The sequence below is a fragment of the Paenibacillus sp. FSL H8-0317 genome (genome assembly GCF_045040685.1).
Lineage (GTDB): Bacteria > Bacillota > Bacilli > Paenibacillales > Paenibacillaceae > Paenibacillus.
Genome location: NZ_CP150294.1, coordinates 7226319 through 7243460, shown reverse-complemented (window position 1 = coordinate 7243460; position 17142 = coordinate 7226319). Strand labels below are relative to the sequence as shown.

Sequence of the window (17142 nt, the reverse complement as noted above, 5' to 3'; positions counted from 1 at the left end):
ACCTGATGTGAAAATAAGAATTCGAAGCCTCAATATAGAAAAGGGATCTGGAAGTAAGCTTCCAGATCCTTTTTGCTTGGAGGGCAATTATAACCGTAATTTATTGGTTCTGAAGTATAATACTTATTTCAAGAATCTTAGATTGAATCCTGTAAGGGCGCGCTTTGGCCGTTGGCTTTTCGTTCATAATTTTTCTTCACAGGAATTTCGAAGCTCCAGTCTCCAGTGAGCAGATCCTGCTGATCCGGTCCATTGGACAGAACTAACTGATTTACGTTGACTTTCAACAGGAACTGGTCTGGAGGTGGCGAATTCTCGATAAAATAAAAATGGAGGGTGCCATTTTTGGCAAACACTACTCCTGAATCTGTGGCGATGCCGGGAACTATCTTTATCGTTGAAGGGTCCAACATAAAAGTCGGTTTGACCGATTGTTTCGCCCACTGCGTCTCCGATATCTGGTCAGAATGTTTCATGGAGTATTGGATAATTAGGTCATGCCCGTCGAAAAGGTAGTTATGAATAAGCAGTGTATAGTCTTTGTCTGTTTTACCGGTGATTAGAACCAATTCGTCCTTCCCGGTTGTTGGCATCAGCGTTGAATCTTCTTTTTCAGAGAAGATGGAAGGTAACTTTACCACGAGATTAGAGGTAAATGAATTCTTCATACTGAATAGTACCACCGCGCAGACGAGCAACAAGATCATGGGTACAGCAGCTATCCTGGAGAGAGACAGGTGTCGAAGCCAAGGAAATATTCTTTGTTTTGGTACAAGGTGTTGTTCCGGAAGCACGGTCGGTATCCGATTGATTTCGTTTTGAACTTCTTCCGTAACAGCCACTTGCGTCTGATTGGGTCCGAACATCGATAACCGTGTTTCAAACCAGGTTGCCCTTTTGCTGCTGTGCGCAGTGATGCCTCCTCCGTGTACCTCGACAATACTTTTTGTTATGGCGAGACCGAGACCTGTACCTCCGGTCTGCTTCGACCTGGAGCTGTCTACCCGGTAGAAACGGTCGAAAATAAAAGGTAAATCCCGCTCGGGAATAGGGACTCCATAGTTTTGAATCCGTACAACTAACATATCTCCATCTTGTGCAATATCGATATCGATATATTTGCCTGTACGCCCGTACTGGATGGCATTGGCGAGTATATTCTCGTATGCCCGTACCAACAATGCTCCGTCCGCTTGAATGTTGAAGTCTCCTTCTTGAACATTCAGCCTGATTTGCATGCCTGCACTCTCGGTAATCGGCACGAATTCTTCGGCAAGCTGGCCAATTAACCCGGTCATATTAAGCTCACTGAGTTCCAGAGGCATGCCATTGTTGACCCGTGTGTATTCAAATAGTTCGTCGATCAATCGCCGAAGTGCCAAGGATTTCTCATATGCAATATTGACGTAATAGCGCATCTCCACCTCATCCTGATACCGATCCTTCTCGATGACTTCGAGAAAACCGAGTATCGAGGTCAGTGGAGTTCGCAGGTCATGAGATACACCGGTGATCAGATCATTTTTGGTCTTTTCCGCCTTGCGTTCCTCCGCAATTGATTGCTTCAACTGCATGCTCATCCGGTTAATGTTGCGTGCTACCTCTCCCAGTTGATGATCGGCAATTTCGGGGATTTGATGGTCGAACTGTCCGCTCGCAATCTCCCCCAGGCCGCGAGTGATTTCCGCAAGATAATGATCCCATTCGCTGCTCAATTGATTCATACTCTCCGCGATTACGCTTAACTCATCCTTACCCTTAACCCTTACAACTTGCCCAAACCGCCCTGCCGATATTTCCTGCAATCCGGTGATAATTTCACGTAAATCCCGAACCAAACGGAGGCTGGCAAGGAAGAAAGTAATGGGGAATAGAACGATACCGGTTATGATCATCACGCGAACGGACCCGGCATACTCAATGAGCCAATTGATCGGAACAGCTACGTATTCAATGTTCTGCAGCGCTCCCGCCATGACATACCCCAAGAAAATAGATATGCCTGTCAAAACCAGGCTTGCAACCATGATCAGCATTAATCTCCACCGAATCGTATACAGCCACTGTGGTTGGATCCTACTCACCCCTTGCTTTTAAATCGCTTTCGATTTTGTATCCGATCCCCCACACGGTTTTAATGATCCGTGGTTCACGTGGATTGGATTCTATCTTCTCACGGAGCTTACGGATATGAACCATGACACTATTCTTCGACTCCATAAAAGGTTCGTTCCAGACTTCTTCGTAGATGCGGTCCATACTCAGCACCATCCCTCTATTGACAGCCAGCATGTGAAGGAGCGCGAACTCGCGGGGAGTCAACTTGATTTCCTGCTGATCGACCGTTACCGTGTGGGATGCATTATTAATCACGACGTTTTCGATATGTATTTCGTTCGCATTGCCCAAAACGGAGTTGAACTGGTTCATTCTTCGAAGCTGCGACTTGATCCGTGCGATCAACTCGAGTGGGTTGAACGGTTTGGTTACGTAGTCGTCAGCGCCGATACTGAGGCCTGATATTTTATCGATATCTTGGCTTTTAGCGGACAGCATAATGATAGGAATCGGATTCGTCTCTCGTATTTTCATACACGCTTGCAAACCGTCCATCTTGGGCATCATTAGATCCAGTACAATTAGATCGACTTGCTTGGTCTGCAGAATCTTCAGCGCCTCCATCCCATTTGATGCTTGCAGCAGCTTGTAACCTTCGTTATTGAAATAAATACTCATTAATTGGATAATTTCCGCTTCATCATCCACCATTAAAATTGTGCTTTCCGCCATAAATCCTCCCTATTCCAGCATCTTCCCTAATTGAAGAGCATCACAATAATTATAAGCGATATTCCTTAAGCATTGAATAACGTCAGCATGATTTAAGGAAATGATAAGAAGTTCGGTAGTTAGATGATAAGCTTTCACTTCTATACTGAGTACAACACAAGCGAATAATCGTTTGAACAATACATGAGTGGAGGTTTTATTTTTGAAGCATAAGGTATTACAGAAGGCCATGCTTGTTAGCCTAAGTGTTATGTTAATCGGTATTTCAACAGTTTTTAGCACAGGCAAGCATGTCTCTGCAAATTCGGACAACGGGGCAGATTCGACACATACTTTAAAAGTATTGTACTGGAACGAAAATGATTTCAACATGACATATGGAGATCTGTTTAGTCAGAAGTACCCGAATGTAAATATCGAAGTAGTTACACCTGGAGGTATGGAAGCGATTAGGGATTACAACGGGGCTATCAATAAGTATTCACCCGATCTTGTGATGCTCCCTCCTTACCAATACCAACAAATGTCTAAAGAGAAAAAGCTGGTTGATTTAGAACCTTTAATTAAGCGAGATACGTATGACACGACAACGTTATACCCCGGCTTGCTTGATGAATTGAAGAAACAAGGCGGTGGCAAACTTTATGGGTTAAGCCCAAAAGCGGATTCCTACGCTCTTCTGTATAATGCTGATTTATTTAAAAAGTACAATGTTAAAACTCCAACGGATGGGATGACATGGGAAGAGATATTGAATCTTGCTAAGAAATTCCCAACCAAGGGAGATAAGAACTCCCGAATTTGGGGCTTAAGCTCCACTGGATCAAGCAATTTGGTAATGGAAATCGCCAGAACAGAAGGATTAACGTACATGGATCCAAATACCCTTAAGGCTACTGCAAATACAGCTGCGTGGAAAAATGCTTATCGTCTGTCGAGCGAGGCAACGAAGTCCGGGGTACTTGACGAGATGATCAGTCTGTCCGGCAAAAGTTACTTGGAAAGCAGCTCGTTCATTATGGGACGATCAGCTATGAAAGTAGCCTCTATTAGTCAGTTGCAATCCCTGCAAGCAGCCAAAAAAGGTGTGAAGAATTATAAACCTTTCACGCTTGGTATTGCTGCCGGTCCAGCCGCTAAGGACCGAAAGTCAACAGGGAACGTGTATGTTAATGAGATATTTGCAATTCCAGCAGGCGCATCTCATGTTGATGCAGCTTGGGATTTCATCAAATATTTCAATGGAGATGACTACGCTAATGAATACTATAAACCCAAGAACTCGAACAATAGTATCGGTGCTCCTCTATCTCGCATGATTAAGGAGTACTCAGGGTACAAGTTGGATGCATTCTATAAATTAAAACCTAATCTGGATTCATCGATAACAAGTTATGTTCTTATGAACAAGTCACCAAATTTTGAATTGAGATTTCGGTCAATTGTATTGAAAGAATTGACACAGGTAGTAAACGGGAAGAAAACATTAGACAAAGCTACTGCTGCTATTCAATCCAACACTCAAGCCGTTGCTGATAAATTGAAGAAGGCTCAGACGGCAAAGTAATAGACGCTCTAGAGTTATTATATTTCCCCGAAATATAGAGAGTGGGATAGTCCCATACGATATTTATGTATGGAGGTCAGCCATTTTTACTGGTTGGCCTCTTTTTGTTAAGTGGTCAGTCTATCAACTTCCTTGGGAAACAAAAAAAGAGCCACACAGCATGCGGCTCTCCATCTAATTTTAACGCCCGCCCGTATTCGAAGCCCAGACAGGAATCCAACTGTTCGGATAATTGCTATTGGTCAGGGTTGTATTATAGAGAACTAAATTCCCATCACTTTGCATGACCAGTGTATCACCTGTTGTGTTAGCCGGTAAGCTGCTCCCGTGATGACCTGGAATCCATGAGGTGGTATTGGGAGACCAAGCAGCTACCTGTACAGAAGTATCAATCATCAAAACTTTATCCCATCCCCAACCGGTGTAATATTCGAATTTACCTGTAGCCGGGTTGAAACCATAACGATAACCATATTGGTAAACGTCTTGATATTTCATGCCATATTTATAGATGACAGGTTTCCCGTACTGTGATTCAAAATTGAACGAAAGAGCCCCACTGTTACTGGTACCGCTACTCCAGAGAGAAGAACCGTTTTGATAGATAACGAAGTTCCCGTCATTCTGCCAAATGGCTGAAAATCTACCATCTTGGGAGGTGAGATAGTCACCCTTCGCCATGCTTTGGCCGATTGTGAGCTTATCACCAAGATAGCCAGCAGAAGCTGTTGCTGGTACGGCAAATGCAAGAATCAACAAGCAAGCCATAAGAACTCGAAAAGATCTGGGAAAAAGTCGTTTGTTCATTGGACACGCTCCTATTTTTCTTATAATGGTTAAAGTTAAATGCATAGAACAACAAATCCTTACAGCTATTGCATGTTTCTGCGTTGTATTCAGTCAGGAGCGGTGAGGTAACACGTCCCCATCTGGTGTAAAACGGGAACTAAGATCTAAAATGCTCCCAACGGTCACCTCCTTTAATAGAAGTGTGAAAATCTTTGATACATATTATGTAATGGGATGTGTGTGTTTTAGGAGATGGAAGCTAAGTGTTTTTTAGTGGAGGAGTTATATCATCAAGTGAAAACACATACTTTATTTTCCATTATAGCAACAAAAAATATAAAAGCCATATTTTTCTATATGAAATTTTGAATCTATTACTTACAACCAATGCGTTATAACTTCTCGTCTCCGAGCTAGAAAAAAACCTATTATTCGCTTGAATAAATTGAAGCTAAACAATAACTTTGGTGCAGCTCGAGACATAGGTATTCATCTCCTCTATCAATCTCTCAACTTTTTACATCCATTTTATATATTTAATGATTTTTATGAATTGAACTATGGTAAAATATCTCAGGATCTAAAATTGGAGAGGGGTTTTTTCATTCATGTTTTGGAAAAAAGTTTTGGGCAAAAGCACACTGCGTGTAGCTACTGCTGCACTATTACTCACGCAACTATTGGGCGCAGCAGGTTCTGTCTCTGCCGCAGGTAACGATGTAGAAGTACACTTGATTGGAATCAATGATTTCCACGGTCAGTTAGATACGACATCAATCGTGGGTGACAAGAAGGCAGGAACGGCTCCAATTCTAGCAACCTATCTCAAAGAAGCTCAAGCTAAATATGAAAACTCCCTACTATTCCATAATGGAGACTCTGTTGGTGCATCTGCTCCAGCCTCATCTTTGGATCGTGACGAGCCCACCATGGAATGGATGAATATGATGGGATTTGATGTAGCTTCTCTGGGTAACCATGAGTTCGACCAAGGAATTGCAGCATTAAAAGCACAAATCTTTGGTGGCCTTGATCCAAAAGAAGGTAAAGTAACGCATGCCGGTGCAAAATTTGATTACGTCAATGCAAACGTGATTGAAACTGCCACAGGAAAAACATTGATTAAGCCATATGTGATTAAAGAAGTGGGCGGAGTCAAAATTGGATTTATCGGACTAGTGACGAAATCCACACCTGCCAAAGTATCTCCATCTGGGACAGCTGGTGTACGTTTCTTAAGCGCAGAAGAAGAAGTGGAAGCTGTTAATAAATATGCTAAAGAATTGCAAGACCAAGGCGTAGAAACGATCATTGTTTTGGCACATGATCCAGCAACAACCAAAGAAGGCGTAACCACTGGAGAAGCAGCTGATCTGGCAAAAGCTTTACCGGCGGATTCCCCTGTTGACGTTATCGTTGCAGGTGACAATCATGCTTTGGCTAACGGTGAAGTGAATGGAAAGTTGATCGTTCAAGCTTATTCCTATGGTACGGCGTTTGAAGATATCAAGCTGATGATTGACCCTGCTACCGGGGATGTAACTGAAAAATCAGCGACTGTTACAACGACTTTCCAAGAGGGTGTAAAAGAAGACCCTGAATCTTTAGCTATTATTAAAAAATCATTAGACAAGCATCCTGAGCTGACGAAGCCAGTAGGTACAACGGATGGTTCTGTTACTCGTACAGATGCTTATAATAACGAAGCCCCTCTAGGCAACCTCATTGCAGATTCAATGCGTGAAGCAGACTTTGGGGATAAGGCAAGTGCTGCTGACTTTGCATTTATGAATCCAGGTGGTATTCGTGCGGATCTGCCACAAGGCGATGTGACCTTTGCTGATCTTGCCAAAATCCAACCGTTTGGTAATACTCTAGTGAAACTTGAGCTGACTGGCGAACAGGTTAAAACCTTGTTGCAGCAGCAATGGGGTACCAATGCTGACGGGACACCTAATACCAAAACACTCCAAATCTCTGGTTTGAAATACACTGCAGATTTCAATAAGCCTGTCGCAGAGCGTGTTACTGGTCTCAGTCTTGAAGATGGAACAACGATTGATCCTGCAAAAACATATACGGCTGTAGTTAACAACTTTATGGCTGCAGGTGGAGATAACTATAAAGTGCTGGTGGATGCTAAATCATCCCTGGCAGGTCCTATCGATCTGGATGTATTCTACCAATACATCGTAGACACGTATAAAGGTGGTAGCATCGTAGCTAAAAATGAAGGACGTATCACAAACCTGGTTGCATCTACCGAGCCAACTGAAACACCTGTAACAACAGAAGTCATTTCTCGTGCTGAATTTGTAAGTGCTCTGGTCGACATGTTGAAACTTAACGAAGTAGCTACAGCACCTGCATTCAAGGATGTTGCTGCTAATGCTGCATATGCAGATGCGATTGCTGAAGCTACGCATGCTGGATTCATTCAAGGTTATGGTGGGAACTTCTATCCTGATCGGGATATCACACGTGAAGAAGCTGCTACCATTCTTGCTAAATTGGTAAAAGATCAAGCGACTGATAAAGACGCTGCTACGATTATTGCTAGTTTCGAAGATGGTAAATCCGTGTCTGCCTATGCAATTAAACCTATGGCAAAACTGATTGACAAAGGTATTTTTGCTGGAACAGATAAAAAATCACTTCAACCTAAACAAGGTCTTACTACTAACGATGCAAAAGCATTGATTGAAGAGGTTGTTGCAGCCAAAGCTTCATAATGTAGAACTTATTCAAATCGTATATTAAAACATGAAAAACACATCCTATTGGGAGAATGCCATATTCCAATTTAGGATGTGTTTTTTCATGCTTAGATATCAGATCTTCAGTACTCCCTTCGTAACTCAGCTTCGCTTACATAAGCATTCGAGCGGAGGATCTAATCATTTTGGCGTATAAAAGTTTTGGGTATAATAGGTTCCGAAAATGCCAACGCCAAGACGCTGGAGGTTGCCGTTCAGCATATTTTTGCGATGCCCGGAGGAGTTCAGCCAGCCATTATGTACGTCCATGGCATCAATGTACCCATAAGCTATATTTTCCGCTGCCCTGGAGTAAACAATACCATCGGCCTTCATTCGGTCGAATGGAGAATGTCCTTCCGGATTACTATGATTGAAATATTCCCGCTCACTCATGTCTTGGCTATGTTCCCTCGCTGTTGAAGCGATGTGGTCATCCCACTGCAGGAGACCGATGCCATTCTTCTGTCGAAATACATTGGCAAGGTCGAATACTTGCAGCTCCATGGCGTGTGTCCGTTCTTCACGATTACCAGCTTCAGAAGCATGGGCTCCAGTTGCGGTTGCGAGCCTGCTACTAACCAAAATGGCATCAACTTTCTGATTACTGGAGGTATCCAGATAATATGTAATATCCTCGAATTGCTTACTCGTCATATACGATTTGCTAGAAGGGTCTATTTGTTCCCCAATTAGAAGTGATAACTCGCTTACGGCGATGCCGTCCTGAATACCATTGTCCGAGCTCCATGCGCCGGGTGCATTGGAATATAATGCGACGACTTTCCCGCCCTCGATACCTATTTGAGCATACTTGGCATAATCCCTGTTGTAGATATACCAAGTGAATCCATACCCACTTGCGTCTTTCCGGTCAGGTTGGCCGATCTTGTCGATGACAGCTGCTTCGGAGTCACCTAATGAAATTTCGAGTAAGGTAAGGCCTTCTGTTGTTACTTTTGATAGTGAGGGCAACTTCTCTTTCACATTTTTGAACAGGGTTACCGCTTCAGCGCGGGTAATCGTGTCCGATGCCCCGAATCCACTTACGGTATTTGAGGTCTTCCCATTGGCAAGCCCCTGATTGAGCAGATATTGATTCGAAGTGGTTGTATCTGTTTTTTGGCCTGAAGCGGCATACGCAATCAATGCAGCAGCTTCACCTCTTGAATATGCCGCTGAAGATCCTCCATAACGGACTGGCCATCCCATCGCATACGCAGTTTCATAATATGGGGTATACCAACGATCGGTAGAATCGGTGGAAGGGAGCGTAATCTCATTCTTATACAACCGCATCAACATTGCCAGAAACTCCGGCTCAGTTACGGCAGTAGATGGACGAAAGTTCCCCTGCCCGTCTCCTTGGGCAAGTCCTTTGTCAATAGCCCAGCTAATACTTGAATAACTCCAATGCTGTTCCGGCACGTCTTTAAATTGCGGCTGGCCTGCTGCCTCTGTAACAGCTGCCATGGATACACTTAGCAGTACAGATAACGCAGTTGCAGTCGCGAGTTTGTTTATTTTATTCATCTTACAGCCTCCTCGATACTATAGAGTTATTTGACTATCACTTGTATGACAGGTGTTTACAAGCTTATAACCGGGTCATTAGACAAGGGGGACATTGTGAAAAACTTCCCTTTAATTAATGTCGGATGCTGTAACTCATTTCTTTACTAGGGGTGTAATTTCCCTTGCACCAACATAGTCTGGTTATTGTTTAGAATTTGTATAGGTCCGTATATTAAAATATTCGAACACGCTATGTTAATTTGGCTCATTTTGTCACTTTCTGTTGTGAGTTTTAAAGATCATCAAGGAAAGGGCAAGAAGTTGTTAACCTCAGCCAAATTTTCAGAAAAGGAGGAGATTTTCATATTGAAACAAAAACGCAGTATAGGTAAAACGATGCTATCGATTTGCTTGGCAATTTTGCTTGTCTTGCAGACTGTGGCGTTTCCTGCTGCTGCATTTGCGGATGAAGAATCCGGCTCACAGAACGTAGCCGAATCGCAATTAGCATCTGAGACAGTAAACGACGCGCCAGGTGAATCACCAGCGGCACCGGAGACGGACGCGCCAGGTGAATCACCGTCGACACCGGAGACGGACAAGGCAGGTGAGTCACCGATGGAACCTGAGGCGGCGTACGCTTCGGCGATGGCGGCAGATCCGGCGGAGAAGACGGCGGTCTTGGTTAACGCCAATCCGACGTTCAATCTCACTGTAAAGCAGGGTGATCCTGCGGCTGTGATTCCGGCGGAGGGCGAGATTAACGGCCGGGAGAACTTTACCCTAGAGTTGGATAATATCGCCGTGCCGACCAAGGGCGACGATCTGAATGCTTCGCCCGAAAGCGTGATCCAGCAGGGGGATTATGCCATTTTGGATAAGGCGACTTACTTCCCTGATGTGAATTTGACGCCTACTGGTCCTATACCAATCAACCAGGGCGGACTGAAAATTGCTACTGTCCAGTTTTTTGCCGATTCCATCAAAATTACTTTTGATGGCGCAGGGGTGTATGACGGAAGTAGACGCGACGTCAAAATCGGCTTTTCCGTTGCTGCCAAGGCGGCAGATCAGGCGCCCGGCGGAGGCAAGGATACGGCCATTTTCGGAAACGGCTATAAATTTAATAACTCGGAATTAGTGCCGGAATACAGTATTGACGTCAAATCGGCCAGCAACGGCAACGATAACGGCGAAATCAACACAGCCCATTTTAAAGAAGGCACCATTACATGGCGAGTGGTAGTCAATGCCAACGATACGGACGATAAGACCGTTCCCATGCCGCTTGATGGGTTAACTTTCTCTGACGAGCTTGTGAACGTCGGTGTATATGTGCCGGGGTCCTTTACTGTGAATGGAGTTGAAGCAGATCCTAATTATGCTGCTGACCGAACACTTTCCTACAAGTTCCCAAGCGTATCTACTGCCAATGACGTTAAAAACACGGCGACGATTACCTTCAAAACGTGGATTCCTAAAAATATTTATTACTATGAGAAAAACGGCAACTGGGATCAGTATGGCTGGACTGCCATTATAAACAACGCAAAGCTTTTGGGTGACACTGATGTCGATGTAAAGGCTTTATCAAACTCGCATCGGGTTGCCGTGCGCCCCAACTGGATTGTGGTGGGCGGCAAGCCCGGCAAGAGCGGAAACGATACTCTCATTACCTGGACTGTTGAGGTCAACAGAGCGATTAGCAACGGCCGGTTGCTCTCCAAAACCGGTTTGCAGAATGCTAAGATTACAGACAATCTGCCCGCTGGGACGGAGTTTGTGTCTGCAACCTATAAGAATGGAGACAGCGGTACGGATACTCCAATCACCCGCAACGACGCAGGGGAGTACGACATCGGATCCGCCATCGGCGGGAATCTGGACGGCCCCCTCTATATGACCGTGGTGACAAAGGTGACGGACAATAGCAAGTCAACCTTCGATTATAGTGCCCGCGCCAACTGGGAGTTGGATGTGACGGATGGAGGAGATGCCATCCAGAACAACGATGCGACCGGCTGGACCGCTCCCGTAGCCGTTGTGGATGCCGCAAGGGTGATCATCGGCGCACATGCCTTCACGAAAAGCGTTGCAACAAACAATGCTACCGCCTACGCGCTGTATAATGTCGGAGGCGCAAGGTGGACGATCAATTTGACGCCGCAGTATGATCTGGATGCTCCAGTCGTCTATGATTTGCTGGTTCACGGCGGTTCGCTCGATGTGCTGGATAAACTGGATCCCAATCCTAATGTAACGGCGGACACTCTGAATGCAATCAAAGGCCAAATCGACGACAAGCAGCTCTGGCAAAAATACCGCGATAAGACGCTGACTGTAAGTAGTGGACTGGCTGGAGATGTGATCGCCTTGACGGTGAACGGCGAAGAGGTGGCGGACCTTATCAAAGTGACCGGGTATAAAGGAAGTGTGCTGGGGAGCGTTTCTTTTGAATCCGTCACTACCAATCCGGATAACCTTTTCCGTCAAGATTTCGGAGGCGGATGGAGTAACCGAGCCTTGTTCTTTGATGGTGACGCTTATATGAACTACAAAGAAGCCACCGTCAAGAACCCGGTGCGGATGCTGAATAAGGAGATGCTGTACGCGAGTTCAGTCGATCAGAACGGCAATGCGCTAGGAAACATAGCCGCCGATTGGAACCGAAATTATAGCAACTGGAGCGCCAGCACATGGACGCGGCCAATTGTCGTCAATAATCCGAACTGGTATATGGACGACTCCCGTGATGATAAATACATCCTGGCAGGCTATGACCGCAAGGATCGAACAGTCACTTTCCGACTGGCGGTGAACATGCCGGGGTTCAATACGGAGGAGATGGCCAAGAATGGCGGTACACGCGTAGCCAGTGACATCAAGCTGGTGGATACGCTGCCTGAGGGCTGGGAATTTGTAGATTATACTCCGGGTGAGGCTTATAGGCTTTATAAAGGTGTTACGGGCTATAATGCCGGCTCAGGAGCAAGTGCAGGCGGTTATGGCAGATACGCACAAGCATCAGGCGAGGCCATTCAGCCGGACGATTCCAAGCATGTGGTAAGCTTCGACAAGAACGGCAATGTAGGCACATTCACCTTCTCCAAGCTGGAAAGCCCTTACGTCATTCTTGTGAAGGCGCGTCCAACCAATGCCAAGCTGGCGACCTACCAGCTAGGCAACAACAATGCCGGTGAGAATCAGGCTGAGTTCTCCATGAAATGGGGAGACAAATCGTATAGCGCTACCGAAGCTCACAGAATCATTGTCCATGTGCAGTCTCTGAGCAAGACGGTACAAAAGCCGGTTTCTGGCGTGCAAGAGTGGTCGGTGAACTACACGCCACCGTTCGAGATGAAGCAAGGCGTCTATTTGTTGGATACCCTTGCCAAGGGGCTGAAGCTGCGAAAAAATGCAGAGGGTGGTCTATCTCTCGAACCTTCTGACATCGCTGTCTATCCCGGCAAGTTGAAGCAAGACGGTACCCTGGAGCGTGACGGAGGGCCGCTGAATCTTGCGGATCCGAATAGTGAGGTGAAGGTCACCGCGGGCACAGACCCGGAGACCGAGGGCTCGACACTTAGGTTTGATTTTGCTGACCCGAACAAGTTATATCATATTGTTTACCAGACCGAATCCCAGGGTATGCAGCCGGGAACGGCCGGGAACTCCATCAAACTGATGGGCGATTATACCCTTCCACCGATCGGAGCGCAGAGCAGTATTACGCTGGACGCGAACGATGTAGCGGGAAGTGCAAACGAAAACGGCTTGCTCTTCCTCAAGAAGGTTGGGCCCGACGGCACCACTCCGCTGAAGGGTGTAAAGTTCAAGTTGTTCAATCCTGATGGTACACCGGCCAGGGATAGAGAAAATAATGAAATGGCAGAAAAAGTGACGGGTACGGACGGCAAGGCAGATTTCATTATACAGTTGCCGGGGGACTATATGCTCAAGCAGACCTACATTGACCCCCTCACTTACTTGCCTACGACAAAGGTATACCGGGTACGTGTTATCGATGCGCCGGGCAAGCCTGTCCTTGTTGACGGACAGAAGGTGGAATCAAACAATCCGCTGATCGTACCAACACCTGCCCAAGGCAAGCTGACCATCACCAATAGCGTGGAAGGGAATGGCAGCGATCCGTCAAAGGATTTTGAATATACCGTGAACTTCACTGGTCAAGGTAAGGACGGAACGTACACCTATATGAAGTCAGATAGTACATCTGGCACGGTCAAGAGCGGAGATAAGATCACTCTCAAGCACGGGGAATCTGTGACGTTTCCAGCATTGCCTGCGGATCTGGTCTATACCGTAACCGAGGACGATTATACATCCGTTGATGGTTATACGACGATACCTGGTACGAGAGAACTGTCTGGCTCAATCGTGAATAAAGGTGATCACAAGGCGGACTTCATCAACGAACGGACCGTTAACAAGCTGACCATCAGCAATACGGTCATGGGCAACGGCGGCGATAAGACGAAGGAGTTCGAGTACACCGTCAACTTTGAGGATGCAGGTAAAGAGGAAAGCTACACTTACGTGAAGACGGACGGTAGCACAGGTACGATCAAGTCCGGCGATACTTTCCGCCTCAAGGATGGAGAGACACTGGATATTCTGGGCCTGCCTAAGAATCTGAAATACACCGTTACCCAACAAGACTACACAACCGATGAATATATGACTACTCCTGAGGAACGGTATTATGCCGGATTCATGAAAGGCATTGATGAAGATGCCCCGTTCACGAACGTGCGAGTCTTGAAGGGCGGCCTATTAATCAGCAACACAGTTAAAGGCAAAGATGAAGACAAGAAGAAGCTGTTTAAGTACACGGTTGCCTTCACAGGCGAGGGATCGGACGAATCCTACGTCTATGAGAAGTCAGACGGCAGCAAGGGCATGATCAAGAGCGGTGAGAGCTTCGAGCTTACAGATGGACAGACGCTCATTGTCCAAGGGCTTCCAACCAATCTTCAGTACAAAGTGACCCAAGATGACTATACGGAAGATGGCTATGTGACTGATCCAGAGAGTCTCATTCACATTGGCACTATTCCAGAGAAAAAATGGTCTGAAGCACATTTTGCCAATACCCGACCGTATCTGGAAGGCGTGTTGCGTAACAATAACACAGGAGAAGTCATTCCGAATGCACCGATTACGGTAACCGATCTGAAGACAGGCGAAGAGATTCAGACGCAGACGAATGAGAAGGGTGAATATTCAATTCCAGCCGTAGCGGATACCGATTATACGATCAGATATACGAAGATGTATCGGGTAGGCGGTAAGGATGTACCTGTTGAATTTACGCAAAAAGCAAATGTGAACAGCAGTGTAACGGACGAGACTGTTCCAGCGGACATTACGGCCGTGGGGATCATTCTGTTCAAACAACTGGATGGAACAACAGGGCTATTCAACGATTTGTTGACTAGCCAGATGCATATCTATTTGAAAGACAAGGATGGCATTTATATTAAGGAAAACGGCCGACCTAAAGCATTCCCTATGGCTATGAATGGAACTTTCTCTGTGGAAGGGCTAAGCGAGCAGACGTACACAATGGAAGTTCGCTATCAAGCTGAGACCGGCGAGGAATTGCTCCTCAAAGTGGCGCAACTTGACGTTAAAGCTAACGGAGAGCTGAATATTTCAGAGGAGTTAGTCGACCCTTACGGTACGGTCTATGATGAAACGACAGGAGATGCCGTCACTGGCAAGAAAATTGATGGAGCCAAAGTTACACTGTATTATGCGGATACACAGCGGAATAGAGATAACGGCCGCATTCCGGGTACGAAAGTAACGCTTCCAAAGGTTCCAAATTTCCCACCGCACGACAACGAGAGCCCGGAGCAGAGTAGTGATGCAGATGGCTTCTATGCGTACATGGTGTTTCCTGAAGCGGATTACTATCTGATCGTAACGAAAGACGGATACGAAACGCACACAAGTGGTACCATTTCAGTCGATTTTGACATTGTCAGGTACGATGTGCCAATGAAGCCGATTAGTTCTGGAGGCGGCACCGGCGGCAATGGTAACAACGGAGGCGGCACCGTAACACCTGGTCCAGGTACCGTAACGCCAGGTCCAGGCACGGTAACGCCAGGTCCAGGGACGGTAACGCCAGATCCAGGCACCGTAACGCCAGATCCGGGCACTGTAACGCCTGAACCAGGCACGGTAACGCCTGAACCGGGCACGGTAATGCCTGAACCAGGCACGGTAACGCCTGAACCGGGCACGGTAACGCCTGAACCAGGCACTGTAACGCCTGAACCAGGCACCGTAACGCCTGAGCCAGGCACCGTAACGCCAGATCCGAGCACTGTAACGCCTGAACCAGGCATCGTAACGCCTGAACCAAGCAATGGTAACGATCAGCTTAAGAACGATAGCAACGAGTTGGACGATGCTCCGAAAACTGGAGATAACAGCGTATCGCCATTCTTGTATATGATTTTGGCGCTGATGTCCTTAATGACGATCGGATTCTGTCTGCTTGGGTACAAGAAGAAAAAGCACATCCAGTAATGGAAGGGAGGGCGGTAAGAAAATGAGCAAAACTAAAAAAATTCTTATCGCTGTTTCCTTGCTTGTGTTGGTATTTTCACTTGTCAGTCTTACGAGGACTTTCTTGCGAGATTATGCCGAGAAGCAGAAAATCGAAGAGTTAACAAAGGTTTGGAAAGAAGGATCAGAACAAGGGGGAGGGGATGCATTCCCCTCCCTTTTGTTCAATAAAGGCAATGAGCCGGTTATGCTTCCCGAATTTCGAGATCTTTACGAGAGGAACTCAGACATCGTCGGCTGGCTGAAGATTGACGGTACCCGAATTGAGTACCCGGTCATGCAGAGCCCACAGGATTCGGAGTACTATCTCAATCATGATTTTGATAAAAATGAAAACCAAGGCGGGCTTCCTTTTTTGGACGAGTCTAGTACGACCAACAATTCGGACATTTTGCTGATTCATGGTCATCACATGAAAAGTGGTTGGATGTTTAAAGATTTAATGAAGTACAAGAACAAAAGCTTCTATCAAGAACATGCAACGTTCCAGTTCAGCACGCTTTACGAAAAGGAAGAGTATGAGATTGTTGCCGTTATTCTGTCAAAAGTTTATCGCAAATCGGACGACGTGTTTAAATACTACCAGATTGAGAATGTAAGTGCGCCCGCCGAGTTCGATTCATATGTTCAGAATATCCAACAACTCTCTCTTTATGACACAGGCGTAACAGCACAGTATGGTGACAAGCTTATTGTACTGTCCACATGCGAGTATTCGACCGAAAACGGTAGGCTAGCGGTGGTGGCCCGAAAGCGTTAATTGGCGATGCTGAAACACAAAATCAATCTGCTTTATTTCGCGTTCTCTCCTTAGAGGACGCGATTTTTCTTTTTCTCGAAATAAGGTGCTCATGGACATGAAGGCCTGTTCCAGTCGTCAAAATGGGAAATGGCGTGTTAAATCGACAAATCTATGTTTCTATGATAGGGTTGAAGCATCCCATAGGCATTCTACTCTTCGGAGTAGAGTGCCTTCATGTATATTATGGGTGCTTACATTAAATGTATTTTAAAATCAATTGGATCGTATATGGAGGTGGTGATGCTATGTTTCTCTCTTCAGCCCCAACAGGGGATGGTTGGATGAGTATGAAAAATGTGAAAATATCATTTAATAAAGAGGAG

The 17142-nt window shown here is 45.9% G+C and carries 8 protein-coding genes and 1 pseudogene; 4 read left to right on the top strand and 5 right to left on the bottom strand.

The annotated features are described in order from the left end of the window. Positions 1-137: 137 nt before the first annotated feature. On the bottom strand, positions 138-2036 hold the full coding sequence (locus MHB43_RS32180; protein WP_405131065.1) for a sensor histidine kinase: 1899 nt from the start codon (positions 2034-2036) through the stop codon (positions 138-140). A 40-nt stretch (positions 2037-2076) separates the two neighbouring features. Then, positions 2077-2790 carry a response regulator transcription factor gene (locus MHB43_RS32175; protein ID WP_145324950.1) on the bottom strand — a complete coding sequence of 238 codons (714 nt, stop codon included), beginning with the start codon at positions 2788-2790 and terminating at the stop codon, positions 2077-2079. A gap of 202 nt (positions 2791-2992) precedes the next feature. On the opposite strand from MHB43_RS32175, the gene MHB43_RS32170 reads away from it, so the two are divergent. Further along, entirely contained in the window at positions 2993-4357 is a 1365-nt protein-coding gene (locus MHB43_RS32170) for an extracellular solute-binding protein (RefSeq protein ID WP_339180842.1), read from the top strand. A gap of 180 nt (positions 4358-4537) precedes the next feature. Here MHB43_RS32170 and MHB43_RS32165 read toward each other — a convergent pair whose 3' ends face one another. Then, on the bottom strand, positions 4538-5164 hold the full coding sequence (locus tag MHB43_RS32165) for a hypothetical protein (protein ID WP_051447237.1): 627 nt from the start codon (positions 5162-5164) through the stop codon (positions 4538-4540). Positions 5165-5754: 590 nt separating this feature from the next. Here MHB43_RS32165 and MHB43_RS32160 point away from each other — a divergent pair. Continuing rightward, a complete protein-coding gene (locus MHB43_RS32160) occupies positions 5755-7878 on the top strand; it encodes a 5'-nucleotidase C-terminal domain-containing protein (RefSeq protein ID WP_339180839.1) in 2124 nt (707 codons plus the stop codon). Positions 7879-8043: 165 nt separating this feature from the next. On the opposite strand, the gene MHB43_RS32155 is transcribed toward MHB43_RS32160, so the two are convergent. Continuing rightward, positions 8044-9435: a CAP domain-containing protein gene (locus MHB43_RS32155; protein ID WP_339180836.1), complete on the bottom strand. Its 1392-nt coding sequence runs from the start codon at positions 9433-9435 to the stop codon at positions 8044-8046. Positions 9436-9669: 234 nt separating this feature from the next. Here MHB43_RS32155 and MHB43_RS32150 point away from each other — a divergent pair. Then, positions 9670-14703: pseudogene (locus MHB43_RS32150) on the top strand (carboxypeptidase regulatory-like domain-containing protein); the annotation flags it as partial. A 650-nt stretch (positions 14704-15353) separates the two neighbouring features. Here MHB43_RS32150 and MHB43_RS32145 read toward each other — a convergent pair. Further along, on the bottom strand, positions 15354-15794 hold the full coding sequence (locus tag MHB43_RS32145) for a hypothetical protein (RefSeq protein WP_405132491.1): 441 nt from the start codon (positions 15792-15794) through the stop codon (positions 15354-15356). 206 nt (positions 15795-16000) lie between these two features. On the opposite strand from MHB43_RS32145, the gene srtB reads away from it, so the two are divergent. Further along, entirely contained in the window at positions 16001-16777 is a 777-nt protein-coding gene (gene srtB, locus MHB43_RS32140) for a class B sortase (protein ID WP_339180833.1), read from the top strand. Positions 16778-17142: the final 365 nt, after the last annotated feature.

What these genes read in the sequence shown, in the direction of transcription:
- srtB (WP_339180833.1), top strand. Translation starts at nt 16,001, where the DNA reads ATGAGCAAAACTAAAAAAATTCTTATCGCTGTTTCCTTGCTTGTGTTG.
- MHB43_RS32165 (WP_051447237.1), bottom strand. Translation starts at nt 5,164, where the DNA reads ATGAACAAACGACTTTTTCCCAGATCTTTTCGAGTTCTTATGGCTTGC.
- MHB43_RS32145 (WP_405132491.1), bottom strand. Translation starts at nt 15,794, where the DNA reads ATGCCTGGTTCAGGCGTTACAGTGCTCGGATCTGGCGTTACGGTGCCT.
- MHB43_RS32160 (WP_339180839.1), top strand. Translation starts at nt 5,755, where the DNA reads ATGTTTTGGAAAAAAGTTTTGGGCAAAAGCACACTGCGTGTAGCTACT.
- MHB43_RS32180 (WP_405131065.1), bottom strand. Translation starts at nt 2,036, where the DNA reads ATGCTGATCATGGTTGCAAGCCTGGTTTTGACAGGCATATCTATTTTC.
- MHB43_RS32155 (WP_339180836.1), bottom strand. Translation starts at nt 9,435, where the DNA reads ATGAATAAAATAAACAAACTCGCGACTGCAACTGCGTTATCTGTACTG.
- MHB43_RS32175 (WP_145324950.1), bottom strand. Translation starts at nt 2,790, where the DNA reads ATGGCGGAAAGCACAATTTTAATGGTGGATGATGAAGCGGAAATTATC.